The organism is uncultured Thioclava sp. (genome assembly GCF_913064665.1).
Lineage (GTDB): Bacteria > Pseudomonadota > Alphaproteobacteria > Rhodobacterales > Rhodobacteraceae > Thioclava > Thioclava arctica.
In genome coordinates, this window is sequence record NZ_CAJYBT010000009.1 from 14284 (window position 1) to 36501 (window position 22218).

Annotated in this window: 18 protein-coding genes and 1 pseudogene; 3 read left to right on the top strand and 16 right to left on the bottom strand. The window is 60.9% G+C overall.

Translation table 11 applies throughout. From position 1 onward, the window contains the following. The first annotated feature begins 122 nt into the window (after positions 1–122). Positions 123–1643, top strand: coding sequence for an acetyl-CoA hydrolase/transferase family protein (locus QZ571_RS05370; RefSeq protein WP_295532684.1), 1521 nt, complete (start codon positions 123–125; stop codon positions 1641–1643). Here QZ571_RS05370 and mntR read toward each other — a convergent pair. Further along, positions 1640–2137, bottom strand: a complete 498-nt coding sequence (gene mntR, locus QZ571_RS05375) for a manganese-binding transcriptional regulator MntR (protein ID WP_295532685.1) — start codon at positions 2135–2137, stop codon at positions 1640–1642. The two genes, QZ571_RS05370 and mntR, sit on opposite strands and share 4 nt — an antisense overlap. 96 nt (positions 2138–2233) lie before the next feature. Between mntR and QZ571_RS05380 the strand changes: the two genes are divergently transcribed. Beyond that, positions 2234–3523 (top strand): Nramp family divalent metal transporter, encoded by a 1290-nt coding sequence (locus QZ571_RS05380; RefSeq protein WP_295532686.1) that lies wholly within the window; start codon positions 2234–2236, stop codon positions 3521–3523. 144 nt (positions 3524–3667) lie between these two features. Further along, positions 3668–4423: pseudogene (locus QZ571_RS05385) on the top strand (Hint domain-containing protein); the annotation flags it as partial. A gap of 260 nt (positions 4424–4683) precedes the next feature. On the opposite strand, the gene QZ571_RS05390 reads toward QZ571_RS05385, so the two are convergent. From QZ571_RS05390 to QZ571_RS05460, 15 genes are all read right to left on the bottom strand, one after another. After that, positions 4684–7143 (bottom strand): ATP-dependent helicase, encoded by a 2460-nt coding sequence (locus QZ571_RS05390; RefSeq protein WP_295532687.1) that lies wholly within the window; start codon positions 7141–7143, stop codon positions 4684–4686. A 345-nt stretch (positions 7144–7488) separates the two neighbouring features. Continuing rightward, a complete protein-coding gene (locus QZ571_RS05395; RefSeq protein WP_295532688.1) occupies positions 7489–8913 on the bottom strand; it encodes an aldehyde dehydrogenase family protein in 1425 nt (474 codons plus the stop codon). Between the two features lie 26 nt (positions 8914–8939). Further along, the gene (locus QZ571_RS05400; protein WP_295532689.1) at positions 8940–10001 is read right to left on the bottom strand and encodes an ABC transporter ATP-binding protein; all 1062 of its coding nucleotides are present in this window, start codon (positions 9999–10001) and stop codon (positions 8940–8942) included. Next, complete coding sequence (locus QZ571_RS05405; RefSeq protein WP_295532690.1) at positions 9991–10614, bottom strand: cupin domain-containing protein; 624 nt, start codon at positions 10612–10614, stop codon at positions 9991–9993. The genes QZ571_RS05400 and QZ571_RS05405 overlap by 11 nt, the downstream gene beginning before the upstream one ends. A gap of 55 nt (positions 10615–10669) precedes the next feature. Then, complete coding sequence (locus QZ571_RS05410; protein WP_295532691.1) at positions 10670–11719, bottom strand: extracellular solute-binding protein; 1050 nt, start codon at positions 11717–11719, stop codon at positions 10670–10672. A 56-nt stretch (positions 11720–11775) separates the two neighbouring features. After that, the gene (locus tag QZ571_RS05415) at positions 11776–12552 is read right to left on the bottom strand and encodes an ABC transporter permease (protein ID WP_295532692.1); all 777 of its coding nucleotides are present in this window, start codon (positions 12550–12552) and stop codon (positions 11776–11778) included. Then, positions 12549–13496 carry an ABC transporter permease gene (locus QZ571_RS05420; RefSeq protein ID WP_295532693.1) on the bottom strand — a complete coding sequence of 316 codons (948 nt, stop codon included), beginning with the start codon at positions 13494–13496 and terminating at the stop codon, positions 12549–12551. The genes QZ571_RS05415 and QZ571_RS05420 overlap by 4 nt, the downstream gene beginning before the upstream one ends. A gap of 41 nt (positions 13497–13537) precedes the next feature. Further along, positions 13538–14830 (bottom strand): FAD-binding oxidoreductase, encoded by a 1293-nt coding sequence (locus tag QZ571_RS05425; RefSeq protein WP_295532694.1) that lies wholly within the window; start codon positions 14828–14830, stop codon positions 13538–13540. A 538-nt stretch (positions 14831–15368) separates the two neighbouring features. Continuing rightward, positions 15369–16154: an SDR family oxidoreductase gene (locus tag QZ571_RS05430; RefSeq protein ID WP_295532695.1), complete on the bottom strand. Its 786-nt coding sequence runs from the start codon at positions 16152–16154 to the stop codon at positions 15369–15371. Positions 16155–16200: 46 nt separating this feature from the next. After that, on the bottom strand, positions 16201–17130 hold the full coding sequence (locus QZ571_RS05435; RefSeq protein ID WP_295532696.1) for a LysR family transcriptional regulator: 930 nt from the start codon (positions 17128–17130) through the stop codon (positions 16201–16203). 20 nt (positions 17131–17150) lie between these two features. Continuing rightward, positions 17151–18452 (bottom strand): TRAP transporter large permease subunit, encoded by a 1302-nt coding sequence (locus QZ571_RS05440; RefSeq protein WP_295532697.1) that lies wholly within the window; start codon positions 18450–18452, stop codon positions 17151–17153. A 2-nt stretch (positions 18453–18454) separates the two neighbouring features. Next, a complete protein-coding gene (locus QZ571_RS05445; RefSeq protein ID WP_295532698.1) occupies positions 18455–19000 on the bottom strand; it encodes a TRAP transporter small permease in 546 nt (181 codons plus the stop codon). Between the two features lie 57 nt (positions 19001–19057). Continuing rightward, on the bottom strand, positions 19058–20038 hold the full coding sequence (locus tag QZ571_RS05450; protein ID WP_295532699.1) for a TRAP transporter substrate-binding protein: 981 nt from the start codon (positions 20036–20038) through the stop codon (positions 19058–19060). Between the two features lie 11 nt (positions 20039–20049). Then, the gene (locus tag QZ571_RS05455) at positions 20050–20787 is read right to left on the bottom strand and encodes an aspartate/glutamate racemase family protein (protein ID WP_295532700.1); all 738 of its coding nucleotides are present in this window, start codon (positions 20785–20787) and stop codon (positions 20050–20052) included. A 122-nt stretch (positions 20788–20909) separates the two neighbouring features. After that, positions 20910–22190 (bottom strand): TRAP transporter large permease, encoded by a 1281-nt coding sequence (locus QZ571_RS05460; protein WP_295532701.1) that lies wholly within the window; start codon positions 22188–22190, stop codon positions 20910–20912. Between the last annotated feature and the right edge of the window lie 28 nt (positions 22191–22218).

Genomic DNA, 22218 nt, shown 5'->3' on the forward strand with positions numbered 1-22218 from the left:
AGCCATGCAAACAGCGCATAGCTGATCCAGCATGGACAATCCCCCTGCGGCGCGCAATTTTTTCGCGAAACGGCTGCATGCAATGGCATACGGCTGCCACAAGGTCAGAAGGAGGACGCGCCTTGTCCAACAACCCGCGCCTGCGCCATCCCAAGTTTCGCGAAAAGCTTATGAGCGCCGAGGATGCAGCGATGCTGATCACGCCCGGTGCGGTGATCGGAATGAGCGGGTTTACCGGTTCGGGCTATCCCAAGGCCGTCCCCCAAGCTCTCGCCAAACGGATCAAGGGCGAGCACGCCGCAGGACGCCCATTCAAGGTGTCGATCTGGACGGGCGCTTCGACTGGGCCCGAATTGGACGGCGCGCTGGCAAAGGCGGATGGCATCGAATTTCGCCTGCCCTACAACTCTGACCCGATCGCGCGCGAGCGTATCAACAAGGGCCAGATGCAATATTTCGACATGCATCTCAGCCAAGTCGCGCCGATGGCGTGGATGGGGTTCCTTGGCAAGCTTGATACAGCGGTGATCGAGATATCGGGCGTTACCGAGGATGGTGCACTGATCCCGTCGTCTTCGATCGGCAACAACATGACGTGGCTGGAGCAGGCCGATCAAGTCATCCTTGAGGTCAATAGCTGGCAGTCCGAGGCGCTCAACGGGATGCATGACATCTATTACGGCACTGCCCTGCCCCCCAATCGCGTGCCGATCCCGCTGGTCAAGCCCGATGACCGGATCGGGCAAACGCATTTTCGCGTGGATCCCGACAAGATCGTGGCGGTGGTTGAGACGGACGGACCAGATCGCAACGCCCCCTTTAGCCCACCCGATGCGGTGGCCGAAGCGATTGCTGCGAACATCATCGACTTCCTCGCCAATGAGGTGAAACTGGGCCGCATTCCACGTGGTCTGTTGCCGCTGCAATCGGGTGTGGGCAATGTTGCCAATGCGGTGATGGCGGGTTTGATCGAGGCTCCCTTTGACCAGATGACCGCCTTTACCGAGGTCATTCAGGACGGCATGCTGGACATGATCGAGGCGGGCAAGCTGCGCATGGCCAGCGCCACGGCGTTTTCGCTATCGCCAGAAAAAGCGCAGTATTTCAACGATAACGCGCAGGCCTTTCGCGATAAGCTGATTTTGCGCCCGCAAGAGATCAGCAATCATCCGGAACTGGTGCGTCGCCTTGGCTGCATCGCGATGAATGGGATGATCGAGGCTGATATTTACGGCAATGTGAATTCCACGCAGATCATGGGCTCGCGCATTCAGAACGGCATTGGCGGCTCGGGCGATTTCGCGCGCAACGGCTATGTGTCGATCTTCATGACGCCCTCGGTGGCGAAGGGTGGCAAGATTTCCGCGATCGTGCCGATGGCCGCGCATGTCGATCATATCGCGCAAGACGTGCAGGTGATCGTGACCGAGCAAGGGCTGGCCGATCTGCGCGGTCTCTCGCCGCGTCAGCGCGCCGAAAAGATCATCACCAACTGCGCCCACCCCGCCTATCGCGACATGTTGCGTGATTATTATGAGCGCGCCAAGAAAGGTTCGTTCGGGGGGCACGCGCCTAATCTGCTGGGAGAGGCGCTGAGCTGGCACGAACGCTTCGTGCAAAGCGGCTCGATGCTACCCGATTAATCCGTTTTGCGGGTCAGATAGGCTTCGAACGCCGCCAAAGTGCGGCTGGAAACATGGTGCTCGATGCCCTCGGCGTCGAGTTCGGCGACCTCGTCGGGCACGCCCACTGCACGCAGCAGCGCCACGACCACCCGGTGACGCGCGCGCACGCTTTCGGCCATCGCCTCGCCTTCTTCGGTCAAAAACACCCCGCGATAGGGGCGCGATACTGCCAGCCCCTCGCGCTTGAGCCGCGCCACCGCCTTGGTTGCCGTGGGATGTGCCACGCCCAGACGCGCCGCCAGATCGGTGATGCGCGCCTCGCCGAATTCCGCCGCGAGATCCGAGATCATCTCAACGTAATCCTCCGTCAGCGCCCGCGAGGCGGCCTGTCTGGCACGGTCAAAGCCCTTGGTCTGGGTCGGATCTGTCTCGGTCATCGGCATGCCTTTCGGGGCCTGTTTCGTAGCGTGCTGGCGCTGCCCTGCCAAGGGAAACTTGTATCTGGGTGACACTCTTTCAGCATTGAAATTAGCCCCTTGATAAAATTGTAGCCAAGGCTACATTCCGCAAGACTTTTGTTTTTGATCGCCCCGACAGAAAGCCCCCCCATGAGCACACACGGCCTTTCAGACCGCACCCGCCTCAAGATGTCAGATGTTCTGGCCGGGCGCAGACGTGGCGGTTTACTGTTGTTCTTTGGCCCTGCGGTGATCGCATCGGTCGCCTATATGGACCCCGGCAATTACGCGACCAATATCGAGGCAGGCGCAGGCTATGGCTATGGGCTGCTTTGGGTGGTGGTTGTAGCGAATATGATCGCGATGCTATTTCAGGCGCTTTCGGCCCGCGTCGGGATCGTGTCGGGGATGAACTTGGCCGAGCTGTCGCGCGAACATTTCCCCCGTCCGGCTGTAATCGCGATGTGGATCGTGTCGGAAATCGCAGCGATGGCCACCGATCTGGCAGAGTTCTTGGGCGGTGCGCTGGGGCTGTCGCTGCTATTTGGCTGGCCGCTGATCTGGGGCATGGGGGTGACGGCCATCGTGACCTACGCGATCTTGATGTTCGAACGCGGCGGCTTTCGCCCGATGGAGTTGGTGATCGGCGCTTTGGTGATGATCATTGGGGCGAGCTACCTGATCGAGATGTTTATCGCCCCCGTCGATTGGGCTGGCGTTCTGATGGGGATTGGCACGCCCGATCTGCCCGATGCGCGTGCGCTAACGATCGCGGTGGGCATCATCGGCGCGACCGTCATGCCTCATGCGATTTTCCTGCATTCCGGGCTGACCCAACATCGCGCCGTCACCAAGGATCCGTCTGAAAAGAAACGCATTGTGCGCTTTTCCAACATTGAGGTGATCATCGCGCTCGCGCTGGCGGGAATGGTGAATATGGCGATGGTGATCATGGCGGCCTCGGCCTTTCATCAAGGCCATTCCGACGTCGCCGAGATCGAGACTGCCTATCACACGCTGACGCCGCTTTTGGGCGGGGCGGCGGCGGCGGCGTTTCTGGTGTCGCTGATCGCCTCGGGCGTGTCGAGTTCGGTAGTGGGCACGATGGCGGGCCAGATGATCATGCAAGGCTTTATTCGTCGCCAAATTCCGGTCTGGTTGCGCCGCGCAATCACCATGCTGCCCGCCTTTGTCGTGGTGGCGATGGGCGTGAACACGACCGAGGCGCTGGTGATGAGCCAAGTGGTTCTGTCGATCGCCCTGCCCGTGCCGATGGTCGCGCTGATCTTGTTTGCGCGTCGGCGCGATGTGATGGGCGAGTTTGCCGTGCAGGGCCCGGTCTTGTGGCTGGCCGGATTGGGCGCGGGCTTGGTTTTGGCGCTGAACTTCGTGCTTTTGTGGCAGATGGCAGGCTTTGCGGTGCCGGGGCTTTCCAGCTAATATTTGCCGATAACCATTTGACAACTATAATCGTTTACAGTGACGGCTCCCTTCGTAGGAAGCCGTCTGATGTCTATGATCATCTACGCCATTGATGAACAGTTTGCCGTATCCACGGGCAGCAACGTCAACTCGTCGGCGGGCATGTCTACCTTCGACTATCCACCAAACTCATCAAAGGATTTGGTGATTGAATCGCATCCCGGTGATCCAACGCCGTTCGTTTTCTCACCGGGTGACACCTATACGGTCAGCTTTGCTGGACATGGTGGCACAACGATATCAGACGCCACGGTGCTGCGATCAGATTACATCGACTATGACGGGGATCAGGGCCACGCTATCGTTTTTGAAGGGCTTGATGAAAACGGCGACCTTACGCAAGTGGCTTGGTCGCCGGATTTCAATCTGGAAGACTGGTATTGGCACAACTTCCATGCGGGCAATCCACCGGGATTTTACACCACGGACCAATCCGCAGCGACCGAATATCAAGCCCCCTGTTTTGAGGCCAGCACTTTGATTGCGACGCCAGATGGACTGCGCCGCGCCGATACGTTTAGCGCGGGGGACTGGGTGGTGACACATGATGGCGGCCCGCGTCAGATCCGCTGGGTGTCGCGCCGACGCGTGCGCGCGATGGGACGGGGCGCCCCGATCTGGTTTGAGCGCGGCGTTCTCGGCAATCATCTGCCCCTTGAATTAAGCCTCCAGCATCGCGTTTTGTTGCAAACACCGCTGGCGCAGGCCGCCTATGGTCAAGATCAGGTGCTGGTGCCCGCATTGGCCCTGCTCAACGGCGCAACCGTGCGTCCCGCGCCCCGCGCGCAGGTCATGTATGTGCATCTTCTGCTGGATGATCATGCCCTTGTCACGGCGTCCGGCGCACTTTGCGAAACCCTGTTGATGGGCGAAATGACGGCGCGCATCTTGCCCGATCCACAAGCTCCGGGCCTTACTCCGGAGCTTGCAAGCCTGTCGCAAACGCCCTGTCGCCCGATCTTGAAGCTGCGTCCAGCGGCAGAGCTATGGCGCGCCATGCAAGCCGCGCGCCCGATTGCGCGTGCAGTGCTTGGAAAACGCGGCAAAACCCACGCCAAGGCGTTTATCTTTCACCCCACGCCCGGCCAGAATTGCCGCCTGTCAACCGAGTTCGCCGATCAAAATGGCACGTCATCAGCGCTGTCGGCAGGCACCACGAAAGACGCCAGAAGGTGCTTTTCGCCCGCCTTGTCAAACTCGACCACCAGCTTGCCACCCTCAGACCCCATCACCTCGCCATAGCCGAATTTCTTGTGAAAGACGCGATCGCCAATGTCGAACGCGGCAGCCTCTTCGGCGTCGATGATCACAGGTTTGCCGCGCGGCTTGGGTGAACTGTAGACGGTGCCACCGCGCGCAGTCGATTGCTGCAAACGCCGCCAGCCCGGTGAGTTATAGACATCGGCGCGCGCGGCGCGGTCCGCCATCGCCGGGCTTGCGGCCACATCGCTGCCAAAACCACCGCCCATACCGCCGCCATACAGGCCCGGCGGGGTCAGCACATCGACATGACGACCGGGCAATTCATCGATGAAGCGCGAGGGCATCTGGCTTTGCCATTGACCATAAACGCGCCGGTTGCCTGCGAAGGAAATCGTGCAAAGCTGCTCGGCGCGGGTAATTCCGACATAGGCAAGGCGGCGTTCCTCTTCGAGGCCCTTCTGCCCGCTTTCATCCATCGAGCGCTGCGAGGGAAACAGCCCGTCCTCCCAGCCCGGCAGGAAGACCACGGGAAATTCCAGCCCCTTGGCGCCATGCAGCGTCATGATCGAGATTTTATCGTCATTCTCTTGTTTATCATTATCCATGATCAGCGAGACATGTTCGAGAAATCCCTGAAGGTTTTCAAACTGTTCCAGCGCCTTGATCAGTTCCTTGAGGTTCTCCAGACGGCCCGGCGCCTCGGGCGTCTTGTCGTTGAGCCACATCTCGCTATAGCCCGATTCCTCAAGGATCGCTTCGGCCAGACGGACATGGGACAAGTCATTGGCCGGTGCCACGCCCGCGGCATCGGGCTCGATCAACTGATCATCATCCAGCGCCGCCGTGCTGGCCGTCGCGGGCGATGCGGCCCGAATTTCGCCATGCCAGCGGGTGACATTCTCCACGAACAGGCGCAACTGCCCCGCCGCCTTGCCCGACAGCGCGCCCTCTTGCAGAAGCAATTTGGCCCCATCAAGCAGGCTCAGCCCGTTCTCGCGCGCCGCGATCTGAATGCGACTTTGCGCCTTGTCGGCAAGACCGCGCTTGGGCGTGTTGATCACGCGCTCAAAGGCAAGATCATCTTCGGGACTGATCGCAAGACGGAAATAGGCCATTGCATCGCGAATCTCGAGGCGTTCATAAAACCGTGGGCCACCAATCACGCGATAGGGCAGACCAATGGTCAAAAACCGATCCTCAAAGGCGCGCATCTGATAGCTGGAGCGCACCAGAATCGCCTGATCGTTCAAGCTCACCGGGGCATTGCCGCGCGTGCCGCGTTGAATGGCCTCGGCCTCTTCGCCGATCCAGCGCGCCTCTTCCTCGCCATCCCAATGGCCGATCAGACGCACCTTGTCGCCGCCCTCGGCCTGCGTCCACAGCTCTTTGCCCAGACGGCCCGCATTCTGCGCGATCAACCCCGAGGCAGCGGCCAGAATATGTTCGGTGGAGCGGTAATTCTGCTCAAGCCGAATGACGGTCGCGCCGGGAAAATCCTTTTCGAACCGCAGGATATTGCCCACTTCCGCGCCGCGCCAGCCATAGATCGACTGGTCGTCATCGCCCACGCAACAGATATTGCGATGCCCCTGCGCCAGCAGCCGCAGCCACAGATATTGCGCGACGTTGGTATCTTGATACTCATCGACGAGGATGTATTTGAACCAGCGCTGATACTGTTCGAGCACGTCCGGGTAGGTCTGAAAAATCGTGACCATATGCAGTAGCAGATCGCCGAAATCGACCGCGTTGAGCGTTTTCAGCCGGGCCTGATAGCTGTCATACAGCTCTGACCCGCGATTGTTGAACGCCGCCGTTTCGCGCCCCTTCACCTTTTCAGGGGTGAGCGCTCGGTTCTTCCAGCCGTCGATCAGCCCGGCCAACTGGCGCGCGGGCCAGCGCTTTTCGTCAATATCGGCGGCGAGAATGAGCTGCTTGAGCAGTCGGATCTGGTCATCGGTATCCAGAATGGTGAAATTTGACTTCAACCCGACCAGTTCAGCGTGGCGGCGCAGCAATTTCACGCAGACCGAGTGGAAGGTGCCAAGCCAAGGCATCCCCTCCCCGCCCGTGCCCAAAAGCGCGCCGACACGTTCCTTCATCTCGCGCGCAGCCTTGTTGGTAAAGGTCACGGCCAGAATTTCATTGGGACGCGCGCGGCCCGTGTTAAGCAGATGCGCGATTCGGCAGGTCAGCGCACGGGTCTTGCCCGTGCCCGCCCCCGCCAGCATCAAGACCGGGCCGTCCAGCGCCTCGACCGCAGCGCGTTGTTCGGTGTTCAGCCCATCCAGATAGGGCGTGCCGCGCGCCGACATGGCACGTTGCGACAGGCTCATCGCGCCTTCATAGGGATCATCATCAAAAGCCTCGGTCATAGCGGCAATCTAGCGTTTGCGCGCGCCAAGGCCAAGCCCATGTTCGGCATCTGTTCGCAATTTTCTTTGCGGCAGAGAGAGGCGCTACCCCCGTCGCCAGATAGCGACAATTCATAACCAAAGAGGGAGGCCGAGTTTGCCCATGATTTGCTGGCACCAATAACGGACAAGAAATTGCGAGCGATTGAAAGGCCTAGGGGGCAATATCGGCCCAATACAGACCCTCCAGACTTTCGCCGCAGTCATGCCATTGGTCGGTTTTGGTGACCGTCGCGGCCTGCCTCGCGCCGCCCGACACGTGTCAGTATCGGGCAGCGCTCGGCCCACGCTTTGCTCTTGCGGGGCTCAGTCCCAGCCGACGACGCCCTTGATCTCGGTGAAGTCGTGAAGCCCCCAGTCGGCATATTCGCGGCCGTTGCCCGACTGCTTATAGCCGCCGAAAGGCGCGAAGAGATCCCAGTCAGGCCCATTCAAATAGACCGACCCGGCGCGCAGTTGACGAGCGACCCCTCGGGCGCGCTCGAGATCGCCCGACTGCACATAGGCGGCCAGCCCGTAGACCGTGTCATTGGCGATCGCGATCGCCTCATCAAGGTTCGTGTAGGACAGGATCGACAGCACAGGACCGAAGATCTCCTCGCGCGCGATGGTCATCTCGCTGCTGACATCGCCAAAGACAGTGGGTTTCACGAAATAGCCGATGTTGTGCCCTTCTGGTTTGCCCAGGCCACCGGTCGCCAAGGTAGCACCTTCGGAAATACCCGTCTCGATCAGCCGCTGAACCTTGTCGAATTGCAGAGCCGAGACCAGCGGCCCCATGGTGGTCGCCTCGTCCGCCGGATTACCCACCACCACGGTTTCCGCAGCGGCGCGGGCGATCGCCATGGCTTGCGCCATGCATTCGGCAGGAACCAGCATCCGGGTTGGCGCATCGCAGGACTGTCCGGTGTTGCTCATCACGGCGAGTGTGCCTTCGGTCACCGCCTTTTCAAGATCGGCATCGGGGAGAATGATATTCGGAGATTTGCCGCCCAATTCCTGCGCCACGCGCTTTACCGTTTCGGCGGCCGTACGTGCCACACTAATGCCGGCGCGGGTCGAGCCGGTGAAGCTGACCATGTCGATATCCGGGTGCCCCGACATCACCTGCCCTACATCCGTGCCGGTGCCGTTCACTAGGTTAAAGACGCCTTTTGGGAAACCCGCCATGTCGATGAACTCGGCAAAGAGCACCCCCGACATCGGTGCGATTTCCGACGGTTTGAGGACCACGGTACAGCCCGCCAGAAGTGCCGGCGCCACCTTGCACATGATCTGGTTCATCGGCCAGTTCCACGGCGTGATCAGTCCGCAAACGCCAACGGGTTCGCGCAGGATCATAGTGGTGCCGCGCGGAGCCTCCCATTCGAAGGTTTCGGCGGCGGCAATCGCCGCTTCAAGGTGGCCCGATCCGGCAAAAGCCTGAGCCTCGCGCGCCCAGGTGATCGGCGCGCCCATCTCAAGGCTGATCGCCTGCGCCATCTCCTCGTACCGGGCATTGTAGACCGCAAGCAGGCGTTTCGCGGCGGCGATGCGCTCGGTCACCGGGGTCGCGGCCCAGCCGGCGAAGGCTGCGCGCGCGGCCGCCACGGCGCGGTTCACGTCCGCCTCGGCACCAAGTGAGATCTTCGCATAGGGTTGTTCCGTCGCGGGGTTGATCACCTCAAGCTCGGCCGGGACTGCGGGGGGCACCCATGCGCCGTCGATGTAAAAATTCTGGGCGTTGGTCATCGTCGTCTCCAAATGTCAGTGGCCAATCAGGCCGGAAGCAGGATGGCGCCAGCGCCGGGGCGCAGGGCAAGGGCGGCGGCACCACCGTCGGCGGGCAGCCCGGCCGAGGCGGCACGTTGCACGTCAAGCACCACTTCGGCACCATCGTTCAGCCGCCCGATCACCCGCAGGCTGCGCCCGTGGAAGACCGTGGTCTTGACGGTCAGCCGCGCACCAGCGCCAATCGGCGCAAGGATTAGGTCTTCGGGGCGCAGGCCTAACGTCACCGCAGTCCCCGCAGCAAGCGCTCCGGCGCCTTCGACCGGCAGCACAAAACCCGCGCTTTCGACCTGTCCGTCGCCGGTGACGCGGCCCGCGAGCAGGTTCATGGTGCCGATGAAACTCGCTACGAACCGGGTGGCGGGACGGTCGTAGAGTTCGGCCGGCGTGGCGATCTGCTCGACTTGGCCGCCATTCATCACCACGATCCTGTCCGAGATCGACAGGGCTTCGGTTTGGTCATGAGTGACCAAAATGAAGGTAGTTCCCAGCCTGTTTTGCAAGTTCTTGAGCTCGACCTGCATCTGTTCGCGCAGGGACGCGTCAAGCGCCGAGAGCGGTTCGTCGAGCAATAGCACCTGCGGCTCGCAAACGATGGCTCGAGCCAGTGCCACACGCTGCCGCTGCCCACCCGAAAGTGCTGCAACTGGGCGTTTGGCCTTGTCGCCCAGCCCCACCATTTCCAGCGCCTCGGCGACCCGGCGCGTGATCTCGCGCGCCCCGGTGCCGCGCACCGAAAGGCCAAACCCCACGTTCTCGGCCACGTTCATATGCGGAAAGACCGCATAATCCTGAAATACGGTGTTTACGGGGCGGCGATTGGCGGGCAAATGCCCGATCTCGCGCCCGTTGAGCAGGACCTCCCCGGCAGTAGCGGGCTCGAATCCGGCGATGACTCGTAGCGTGGTGGTCTTACCGCAGCCAGAGGGGCCGAGCAGGCTGACAAATTCGCCCGAGGCGATGTCGAGGTCGATGTCCTTCAGTCCGAAGACGCCGCCGCCGAAATCCTTCGACACCCCGCGTAGGCTGAGGAGCGGATCAGTAGTCATCCCGGATCTCCGATGGCTTGGTGGTATTCACCCAGATAATGACGCAACGCTCTTCACCATTATTGCTGAAAGCGTGAAGCAGCGTCGAGCGAAAGGCAAAGCTGTCGCCTTGGCGCAAAAGATAGGTGGTGCCGTCGATGATCAGGTCTACCGAGCCGGTCATCACATACCCGAATTCGTGGCCTTGGTGCGCATAGGCCTCTGCAGTGCCGCCGCCCGGCTCGATCTCGACGGTCATCCCGGTAAGGGTAGCGCCGGGGGGCGACAGCAACTGTTTGCGGATCCCTTCGGAACGTACCGGCAGATCACGACGGCGTTGGGCGCGGACGCAGTAGATGTCATTCCCCTCTGACCCCTCGTCCAGCAGCAGCGAGGGCTCAATCCCCAGCGCGGCGGCCAGCGGCCAGATCGTGCGCACACGAAGCGAGGAGACCCCGCGCTCGATCTGGCTGAGCGCGCCAACCGAAATCCCGGCCTGCCCGGCCAGATCGGCGAGCGAAAGCCCCGCTTCAAGTCGCAGCGCGCGCAGGCGACGGCCCACCAGAATGTCGGCCAGATTGCTGTCCGCAGGCTTGCGCGCTGTTTCAGCTGAGGGGGGGGTATCACGGGTCATAGGGTTCCTGTCGTCGCGGTAGGTAAGGGGCGCCGATTGCCGGCGCCCCGCTGTTTCAGCCACCGGCCTTGATGCGTTCGAACATCTTGGCGAGCGCGTCGTTCTGCTTCATTGGCCCGGTGAAGATGGTCGTCTCCAGCATCTTCTGCGGATCTGCGGGCAGTTTCAACTCGTCGAGCGTCTCGGCGGGGACTTCCGCAAAGGCGCTATCGGTCGAAGCCCCGTAGCCGTAATCCTCGATCAGATGCTTGCCCGAGTTCGCATCGAGCCGAGCGTTGATGAAGTCATAGGCTAGATCAACGTTCTGCGCATCCTTCAGCATCACGAAGCCACAGGTCCAGGTCAGCATACCCTCTTTCGGATTCATGAACTCGACCGGCACACCTTGCGCCTTTAGCGCCACGGCCGAGGCGTTCCAGGTCATCGCGGCGGCAAGCTCGCCCGAGGCCAGAGACTGCTCGATCGAGGTCATGTCAGTGGTGTAAGTGGTCAGCAGCGGGCGCTGTTCGCGCAGCTTGTTGGCGACCGTCTCCAGATCGGCGTCGGACATGTCGAACGGGTTCACCCCGGTCAATACAGCTGCAACCAGCGGCGTATCATGCACCGCGTCAATGGTCGCAAGGCGCCCCGCATATTGCGGATCCCACAGCATATTCCAGCTCATTTCGGCGTCGGGAGCGACCATGTCGGTGCGGTAAAGAATCGAGGTGTTGCCCCAGTCCCACGGGACCATCCAGACCTTTCCGTCACCGGCCTGAATGTCGGGCAGTTCGCGGAAGACCTTGAAGATGTGGTTCCAGTTTTTGATGCGCGAGGTATCGATCGGTTGCAGCAGGCCTTCGGCGTTCCAGCGCGCGATCTTGTCATAGCAGGGATGCGCCAGATCCGGATGGAAGCCTGCCTTTACCTTGGTGAAGGCGTCGTCGTCATCGCCAAAAACCGAAACATCCAACGCGTCGGGATGGGCGGCGGTGTACCCTTCATGAAAGACTGGCAGCTCATAGCCTGACCAAGTGAAATATGCCAGTTTGCCGTCAGCCAAAGCTGGAGCCGCTAGCATCGCCAATGCGGCCAAGGATGTCGTGAGCAGGAATTCTTGTTTCATTTTTGGACCTCCGTGTTGTTGATTATCGTTTCGTTTTTTCTTTTGGGATGTGCCTGTCAGATCCGGCTGCGGCGGCGCAGAACCTCAGCCAGCGTCGCCAGGATGACTGACGCCAGCAGGATCAGCGTGCCAAGCGCCATCACGACGGGCAGCGATTTCGGGAAGCGCAGCTGGCTCCAGATATAAAGCGGCAGGGTGGGTTCGGTGCCGGAAAGAAAATAGGCCACGATGAATTCATCGAACGAGGTCAGGAAGGCCAGCGTGAAGGCCGAGGCGATGGCAGACCCGGCCAATGGCAGGATCGCACGACGAAACACCGTCCAGTCCGAGGCGCCAAGGTCGGATGCAGCCTCGGCCAAGCTTTGCGGGATCGCGACGAAGCGCGCGCGGATCACTGTCACCGCAGCAGGCAGGCAGACCAGCACATGCCCCATCACGATCGCCGGGCGTGAGGGGCCAAGCCCCGCGAGGTTCACGAGGATCAGCAATGCAATCCCCACAATTACGCCCGGGATCAGGATCGGCATTCGCGCCAGCCCCGAAACCAGCCGCGACAGAACCGGCCGTGGGAAAACGTCGAGATAAGAGATCGTGGTAGCGCAGAGCGTGGAAATCGCGGCGGCGGCTGTGGCGATGATCAGACTGTTGATCAGTGCCTGGCCAATTGCCGGGGTCTCCAACAACGTACGATACCAAGACAACGTGACGCCCTTAAGCGGAAAGGCCGCCTGAATCGCGTCGTTGAAAGAGAACAGCGGGATCAGCGCCACCGGCAAGTAGAGAAAGACAATATAGATCCCTACATAGGCGGGCAGGATACGCGAGGATTTCATACGCGGCTCCCCCAGCGACGGTCGGCCTGGCGCAGCAAAATCACGGCGATCAGGATCACGAGCATTGTGGCCACGGCCAGCGCCGCGCCAAAGGGCCAGTCGTTGGCCTTGCCAAACTGGGCTTGAATAAGATTGCCGATCATCGTGCTCGACGGGCCTCCTAGCATGGCAGGTGTCACATAGTCGCCAATGGTAGGCACGAAGACGACCAGCGCGCCGCCGAGCACTCCGGGCATCGACAGCGGCAGAATAATGCGGGCAAAAACCTGCGTCCGGCTCGCCCCGAGGTCGGAGGATGCCTCAATCAGCGATCTCGGGATCGTCTGCAGCGCCACAAAGATCGGCAAGATTGCGAACGGAGCATAAGCATGGGCTAATGTAATGATGACGGCGGTGGGGTTGTTCAGGAACGCGGTCGATGGTTGGTCCCAGATCCCTAGGCTGACCATGGCCGAATTCAGCACCCCATTGTAGGCCAGGACCACCTTCCAGGCGAAGACTCGCAGCAGGTAGCTTGTCCAGAACGGCAAGGTGACCAGAAACAAGATCAGGCCACGTCGCTTGCCCGCATGGAAGGCTAGATACCAGGCTACCGGATAGGCGGTCGCCACTGTCGCCAGCGTCACCAGCCCCGAGATCCACAGCGAGCGCAGCATCACCCGCGCATAGAGGCTATCGGTCAGTATCGTGATAAAATTCGCGAGTGACATTGGCCCCTTCAGGAAGGCACCGTCGTTGATCCGGAAGGCCAAAGCCACCACAAGCACCATCGCAAACAGCACCAGTCCGAAAGTGACCAAAACGCCGGGCAGCGACATCGTTGCCCGGAAACCGGTTCCGTTTGTCAGGGCGTGTCTGGGGCGCATTTGGTTTCCTGCCATGCCGGTTTCGTGAATAATTATTACTTTAAGTGCCAAAAATGAAATAGCAACATCAAATTTCATTTTTAGTAAAATTTCCGTGCGCCTCTTCACATTTTCAAGACTCAGAGCCCCAGTGTGTCGCGCAGGCGAAATAGCACCACAGCAGAGCGAACGGCGGGCTTGCGCAAGAAATGGAAAGGAAGCGGTCGCGCGGGCGTGACTGGGAAGTCGAGCGCCGCCTCGGGCACGCCTGCAGCCCAGTCGGCCAGCACCTTTCCCATCGCAGTTCCAAGCGCCAGTCCCCGCCCATTGAACCCCGTCGCCGACATCACCCCTTCACCCAGCCGTGACAGATGCGGCAGATGGCTGGCCGTCATCGCCACATACCCGCCCCAAGCATATTCGAAGGGCACATTCCCCAGTTGCGGGAACATCTTGCGGCTGACTTGGCGCAGGTTCTCTTGCAGCTTGGCGGTGGTGGCGTTGCTATAGTCGCCACGCCCGCCCATTAGCAGTCGCCCTGCCCCATCCATCTTGTAATAGACCATCACCCGTCTGCTGTCCGAGGCCGCCTGCAGCCCCGGCAGGATGGTGCGGCGGATATCGTCGGGCAGAGGGGCTGTCGCCACCTGCACCGAGCGTACGGGCACCAGAGTTCGCTCCAGCGGAGGGCACAGCCCGTCTGTCTCGGCATTGGTACAGATCAGCACACGCCGCGCCCGAACTGGGCCTGCGGCGGTCTGGACCAGCGTAAAGTCTCCATTTGTTTTCAATGAAGTAACACGAGTCTTTGCATGAATGCGCACACCCGCTGCCCGGGCCGCTCGCGCCAGACCAAGCGTGTAATTCAATGGGTGCGCATTGGCGCCGCGCGGATCCAGCAATCCGCCAATATAGATCTTGGTGCCGATCATCTGCGTCACGGCCTCTCGATCAAGCAGCTGCAGTGAGATGCCATGGCGCGCCCATTGCTCTGCGCGGCGCTCCAGCGCCCGCATCGAGGCCGCGTCATGAGCCGGCTGGATCCAGCCCGATTGCAGCGCGTCGCAGGAAATCTCGTGACGCGCAATCAGAGCCATGGCCAGATCCGGAGCGCTCCCCGATAGATGGAGCATACGCTCCCCCATGGCTTGTCCGAAGCGTGCGATTAACGCGTCCGGATCGTATTTCAGCCCCGGATTGAACTGACCACCATTGCGCCCGGACGCCCCCCAGCCTGGAGTCTCGGCCTCAAGAACCATGGTGTCGATTCCGTGTTCCTTCAGGTGCAACGCGGCCGAAAGCCCTGTTACGCCGGCGCCGATGATCACCACTTCGGCCTCGGCTGCGCTGTCCAAAGGTGCGCAATCGGGCACAGGTTGGGCCGTCGCCGCCCAAAGGGAGTTCGCAAGGACAGAGGGTTCGTTCGCGATCATGAAGGTCTCCTGCCGCTGCCCGTCGGATGTGTCAAAGACCAGACACACGACGGCATTCATGAAATTTAAACTCTAATAGTCTATTATATGAAATGACAACTATAAATTTCATTTATCGACAATATGTAACGGCAACCTACGTGTTTAGCCTCGCCTGCATATGAGGTCCGCTGTAGGTTGGGAGCGCTCATTACACTTGTTTCGCCCGAGCTACGGCTCTGGGTTCAACGCGTCCCACCACGATGCCAAGCACCCAGCTCAGTTGCGCGAGCCAAGCTTGCAATCGCTGTATTGCAGCTCTGACGGCGTGGTTGTGGCGCTCTCGTGACGCACGTGTCCAAGGATGCACCCTTCCCTTCCTGCAAAAGATCGCACGGTTTGACTTGATCTATTCGTGCGGATTGGCGGCGAAAAGACGTCGGGCTGCGGGCGCGAATTTGCCGATTAGGGGGACACGTCTTCGACGGGGGCGTATGGCGATGACCGACGTCGTCGTTGGAATGCGCCCGCCCGACCGGGCGAGCGCATAGGGCCACGATCAGATGCTAGCGATATAGCCGCCATCGATACGGATCTGGCTCCCCGTGATGTAGGAGGCACGTTCCGAAGCGAGGAAGGTGACCATATCGGCGTATTCCTCGGGGTCGCCATACCGCCCCATCGGGATCGCCGCGAGGCTTTGCGCGCGCACATCCTCGACGCTGCGGCCTTCGCGCTCGGCTTTCTTCTCGTCAAGGAAGGTAATGCGCTTGGTCGCAATGCGGCCTGGCATGACGATATTGCTGGTGACGCCGTCTTTGCCAACTTCTCCGGCGAGAGTCTTGGACCAGCCGACCAGACTGAGCCGTAGCGCGTTCGACAGACCGAGATTGGGGATCGGGGAGACAACGCCCGACGAGGTCGAGGTGATGATCCGGCCCCAACCACGTTCACGCATTCCCGGCAATACGCGATCGGTGATCGCCATGACCGAAACCACCATCGAGTCGAAGAACTTGCGCCAGATGTCAGGGCTTTGGCCGTTCACGGTTCCGGGCGGCGGGCCACCGGTGATTGCGACCAGAATGTCCACCTGGCCAAGTTGGGCTTCGATCTTTGAGACATGCGCATCGATATCGTCGATCTTGCCAAGATCCCAGGCAAGAGACATCGCTTTGCCGCCCGCATCCGTGATTGCCTTGGCGGTTGCGTCTGCGGCGCCTTGATCAAGATCGACGACTGCCACAGTGGTGCCCTCGGCGGCAAGGCTGGTGGCGATGGCGCTACCCAATCCGCCACCGGCGCCCAATACCAGTGCCACCTTTCCATTCAAACCAAGATCCATCTACATTCTCCTTTTCCAGATTTTGAAAATTTCGGCGTTTGGCGCATCAGTGTTCGCCTTGGATGATTTCGGCGAAGATCTTGTAGATCACGTCGCGAAACCATTTCTGACCTGGGTCACGGTCGCTGCGCGCATCCCAGCGCAGGTCGACCGAAAAGCCGACCTCGCTCATCGGCAATTCCCGCGCAACAAGTGCCGCCAGCCGACTGTCGGCCTTCAGCCATTCGCTGGGAACGACGGCGATGAGGTCGGTCGTTTCGATGATCTGCGGCAGATCGAACCACGAGGGCACGGTGATCACCTGACGCCGCTGCAACCCGCGCCGCGCAAGTGCATCGTCGATCAGCGTCGTGCCGATCGCTGCTGGCGAGATCCGCGCATGGCGCAGACTGGCATAGCGTTCGACAGTCAAATCCTCGCGCGCAGCGGGATGCTCTTGCCGCATCACCACTAGAAAACGGTCGTCCAGCAGTCGCCGCGTCCGCACCGCGGCTGACAGGCTCGCCTCGGGGGCGAACATGATCTGAACATCCGTCTGCTTGCGTCCCGCCTCGGTGCCCGTGCCGAAGGGGATCACGTTTACCGAGACCCCCGGCGCGTCCGCCTCCAGTCGCTGGGCCAGTGGTGCCAGAACCATCCCGGAAACGTAATCAGCGATCTGCATGGTAAAGACCCGATCGCTCATGGACGGGTCGAAACGCTGCTGCATGTCGATCGCGGTCGAGATGTGATGAAGTCCTTCGCCGATCTCCAGCCCGACTTCCAGAGCGCGTTCGGTCGGCTCTAACCCGTTCGGGGTGCGCCGGAACAGTTCGTCGTTAAACATGACCCGCAACCGGGCCAGCGCGTGACTAACAGCCGAGGGCGACAGCCCCACTGCATCGGCCGCGCCAGCGACCGATCCTTGCGACAGGATCGCCTGAAAGATCACCAGAAGATTTAGGTCGAAGCGGCGTAAATTGGTCTGATCGGGCATGGTCTATCCTCGGCTATATGTCACGATCCAAGCATGGCGTCCGGCAGCCACGTGGCAAGCCCCGGAAACAGCACGAGCAGCAAGATCGCGACGAGCATCAGTAGAAAGAACGGAAACGCCGCGCGGGCGATGCGCAGAATATTCGCGCCGGTCATCCCCTGAATAACGAACAGGTTGAACCCGACGGGCGGGGTGATCTGGCTCATCTCCACGGTAACCACCAGATAGATTCCGAACCACAAGGGGTCGATGCCCGCGGCCTGAACCATCGGCAAGATGATCGCCGTGGTCAGGATCACGATGGAGACACCATCCAGAAGGCAGCCAAGAAAAATGAAGACCAGCGTCAGGGCTGCAATCAGTGCGGAGGCGCTCAGACCCATCTCGCCGATCCAAGAGGCAAGATTGGCGGGCAGGCCAATGAACCCCATCGCGGCGGTCAGGAAACTCGCCGCGGCGACGATCAGGCCGATCATGCAGTTGGTGCGGACAGCGCCGTACAGGCCGTCGCGGAACGTTTTCCAGGTAAGGTCGCCGGACAGGCCAACCACGATAAGCGACAAGAGGATCCCGATTGCAGCCGCGTCCGTCGGGCTTGCCAGTCCGGCATAGATCGACCCGATGACGCCGACGATCAGCGCCACGACCGGGATCAAGCGACGCGACAAGCGCAGTTTTTGGGCGAAAGGGATCGCGGGCTCGGGCGCAGGAACAAGCCCGGGCGAAAGCGTCGCGCGGATCATCACATATCCCATGAACAGTCCGATCAGCATCAGCCCCGGCACCACGCCGGCGATGAACAACCGCGCGATCGACTGTTCGGCGGAGACGCCATAGACGATAAGGATGATCGAAGGCGGGATCAGTAGGCCCAGCGTTGCCGAGCCTGCCAAGGTGCCAAAGATCAGCGACTCGTCATAGCCGCGGCGTTTGAGTTCTGGCACCGACATCCGGCCGACCGTGGCGCAGGTGGCCGCCGATGAACCAGAGACCGCCGCAAAGACACCGCAGCCGATGACGTTCACATGAACCAGCCCGCCGGGCAGTCGCCGCAGCCATGGGGCCAATCCGTCAAACAGGTAGGCCGACAGACGTGACCGGGTCAGGATTTCTCCCATCCAGATGAAAAGTGGAAGCGCGGTCAGGGGATAAGAGGCGGTCGAGCTCCAGCCCGCGCTCGCCATCAACTGACCCATCGGGACATGCGTGAACAAGGTTACCGACAGCGCGGCCACCGCCAACAGCGCCAGCGAGACCCACAAGCCCATGGCAAGCAGTCCGACCAGCGCGCCAAGCGTGACGATCGCAACAATTGCATCCATCGTTATTCGCCTCCAAAGCCTTCGGTTTCGCCCCATGGCGGGGGGGCATCGCGCAGAAAAGCCAGCGCCAGATCGGCCAGCGCGACGGTCATGATCGCAAGGCCCAAAACCATCGGCACCTGAGGGATCCACATCGGAATGGAAACCGCTCCCAAAGACCGATCTCCGAATTGCCAACTTTGCAGCGCCATTTCGCCCGCGCAGATCGTGAAATAGCCCACCAGGATGCAGGCCAATGCGCTTGTCGCGATTTGCATCGCCCGTGCCGCAGACGTGGGCAACGCCCCCAACAGCAAGGTGACCCGGACATGCGCGCCCGCCCGCAATGCGCCAGCGGTGCCAAGAAAGATCGAGCCCGCGAGAAGGAAGCCGCAAAATTCCGCATAGGCCGGCACCGAGAGCCCGGGCGCGGGTTCGCCGAAGGCTTGTGCGCCTCTGTCGAGCAGACCGAAGCCGACCTGCAGCAACATGATCGTCAAAATCGCCACCACTTGCAGCGCCGCCAGAAATTCGGCCAGCCGGTAGATTGGGTCGAGAAAGCGTCGCATCGAAAACCTCCCGTTACTGGTCCGGGGCATGGACAGGCCATGCCCCGGACCTTCGGTTTACTTGCCCATCGCCTTGAGGATGTCTTCGCCCTCGGGACCTGCGCGTTTGCGCCACTCGGTCAACATCTCGGCGCCGACCTTCTGCAGACCTGCGACCAGTTCGGGCGAGGCATCCTCCACCGTCATCTGGTGCTCGGCGAGCGTCTTGGCCGCGTCGGCATTGTTTTGTTCGGACAGTTGCCAGCCGCGTTGCTCGGCCGTTGCTGCAGCTTCCATCAGGGCGTCCTGTTCCTCCTTGGACAGGGCGTCAAACATGCGGGCGTTGACCACCACGATGTTCTTGCCAAGGAAGGAATTGACCTTGGTGTAGCGCTTGACGAAATCCCATGCCGAAATGGATACCCCGGTCGAGGCCGAAGTGATCAGCGCATCGACCCGGCCCGTCGCGAATGCCTGCGGGATATCGGGCACTTCGACCTGTGTGGGCACCGCGCCGGTCAACTGGGCGAGCCGGTCGGTCGTGGCATTATAGGTTCGCAGCTTGAGCCCGCGCAGATCCTCGACCGACTCGAGCGGCTTATTCGAGTAGAGGCCGTTGGTCGGCCACGGCACGGCGAAGAGAACCTTGAGGTTTTGTTGCGCCAACTTTTTCTCGATGACCGGGCGCGAGGCATCCCACATCTTTTTCGCTTCGCCATAGCCATCGACAGCGAATGGCAACAGGTCCAGTTCGTAGATTGGGCTTTCATTGGCAAGCCGGCCCAAAAGAAACTCACCCATCGGAACGGTGCCGTTGCGCACCGCATTCTTGATTTCAGGATGGGGGATCAGCGAATTGCCAGTGTGGACCGAGATCGTCAACTTTCCATTGGTGGCCTGTTCCACATCCTTGGCGAACTGCAAAATGTTCTGTTCATGGAAGTTCGCTTCGGGATAAGGCGTCGCCATATCCCAGTTCTGGGCCGTGGCGGGGGTGGCAAGCATCCACGCACTTGCGGCCGCGGCCGCAAGGACCATCCGGATCGGTTCGAGTTTCATAGTTTTCCTCCCTACTGGTTAGACCCGTCCTCCACGGGCATTTTCATCAATCTGCCAAAGCCGGAGCGATCCGGCGCGACGCCGGTGCGGCGCATGGCCAGCCATGCAAGGGCCTGGTTGCTGGTAAGAACCGGCCGTTGCAAAGCTTCTTCGAGCGGCGCGATGATGCGATGGCTGCGAATGGCGGTGCAGCTGAGAACATAGGCCTCGGCCCGGTCATCTTGCGCGGCAAGGCACATGTCCTGCCAACGCGCTTCGGGCTCCTGCGCCATGTCCCAGTTGCTGTTGATACCTGCGCCATGGGCGCCCAAAACCTTGACGCCGTGCCATTCGAAGAACGCTGTCTCGCGGGCCACTACGGCGTCGATATATGGGGTGACCAGAACGATCTTCCGGGCGTTCAGCGCGCGCAGCCCCTCGATCAGCGCGGTGCCCGTGGTGATCGCGGGGTAGCCTGTTTCGCGTTCGATCCGTTCGGCGATTTCCGTGTCGGATCCGGGGCGGCGGGTCGAAACGGCCGTGCAGTTGAACGCGATCAGGTCCGGGCGCGTATCGGCCACAAGCGAAGCGGCTTGCGACAGGTCGGTCAGCATCCCGTCGAGATCGGCATCGCTGCTACCGGTAAGACGCAGCCGGGTCACGTGCAGCTCAGCAGTGGCAGGCACCATATCGCGGATCTGGCTTTCGGCCAAAATGTTACCCGAAGGCAGGATCATCCCGATCCGCACAGGGCTTTCGTTGCAGCTCATCGTGCCTCCCATTCCCGCGCATTGCGAGAAACCTTGACCTAGCCTAGGGGGAGGGCATGCTGCACCAAAGCGAATAACATACAGTCATAACTGCATATGGTGCAGGTGCCTGGGTAAGGCGCTCAGTGCAGAATGGATTGCAGGAACAAGGTCACCGGTGGCACGAAGGCCGTTGCCAAAAGCACCAACGCCATGACCCCGAGCATCGGCAACATCGCCCGAGAAATCGCCCCGATGGGCTGTTTGCTGATCGCCGCACCGACGAACAAAGCATAGCCGAATGGCGGCGTCGCCATACCGATGGTGAAGTTGATCGTCACCATCGCACCGAACTGAATCGGGTCGATCCCCAGCTGATTGCCAATCGGGATGAGCAGGCTTGACAGGATGATCATCGCCGCAAGGTTGTCCATCAGGCAGCCTATGACCAGCAGGACCAGATTGAGCATCAGGATGTAGATCACCGGGTGATTCGCAAATTGCGACAGCGCACCGGTCAATTTGGCGGGCAGCTGTTCGAATGCGATCAGCCAGCCAAAGCCGTTGGCCGCCGCGATGATGAACATCACCATCGTCATCGTGCGTACAGACACGCGGCTGACGGTGATGATCGAAGTCAGGGTCAATTCACGATAGGCAAACCGCCCGACAAACAAGGCGAAAACTACGGCGACGACGGCGGCTTCGGTCGGGGTGACAATCCCGCCATAGATCCCGCCCAGAACGAAGACAGGGCCAAGCAGTGCCCATTTGCCTTCGTTGATCGCCGCGCGCCGTTCCCGCCAGCTGGCGCGGGCTTGCACGGGGATGGCGTTGCGCCGTGCATGGAACCAGCTGATCACCATCAACCCGGCCGCCAGTAGCACCCCCGGCACCACACCAGCCATGAAAAGGCGGCTGATCGATTGTTCGGACATCACTCCCCAAATAACCAGAGGGATCGACGGGGGAATGAGCGGACCGATGATCCCGCCTGATACCGCGAGCGCCGCTGCAAACGCCCGCGAATAGCCGCGCTTTTCCATTTCGGGAATCATGATCGTACCGATCGCGGCGGTCGTCGCCGGAGCAGATCCTGAAATGGCGGCGAAGAAGGCGGCCGCCAGCACCATCACCATGCCCAGCCCGCCGGTCCGGTGACGCACCAGCACATCAGCGACATTGACGAGCCTGCGCGAAATACCGCCCTTGGTCATCAGGTCGCCGGCAAGGACAAAGAAGGGAATCGCAAGCAGGCTGAAGGATTGCGTCGATGCAATGAAGCGCTGCGCCAGCACGACAATGTCGATATGCGCCAAATAAAGCGCGAGCGCACTGGACAACCCGAGTGCAAGGGCAAGGGGGACGCGCGCGACCACCAACGCAAGCGTCCCGAAGACAAGGGCATAGCCGATACCGCTCATTCGATCGTCCTTTTCGCGCGTTCTCTAA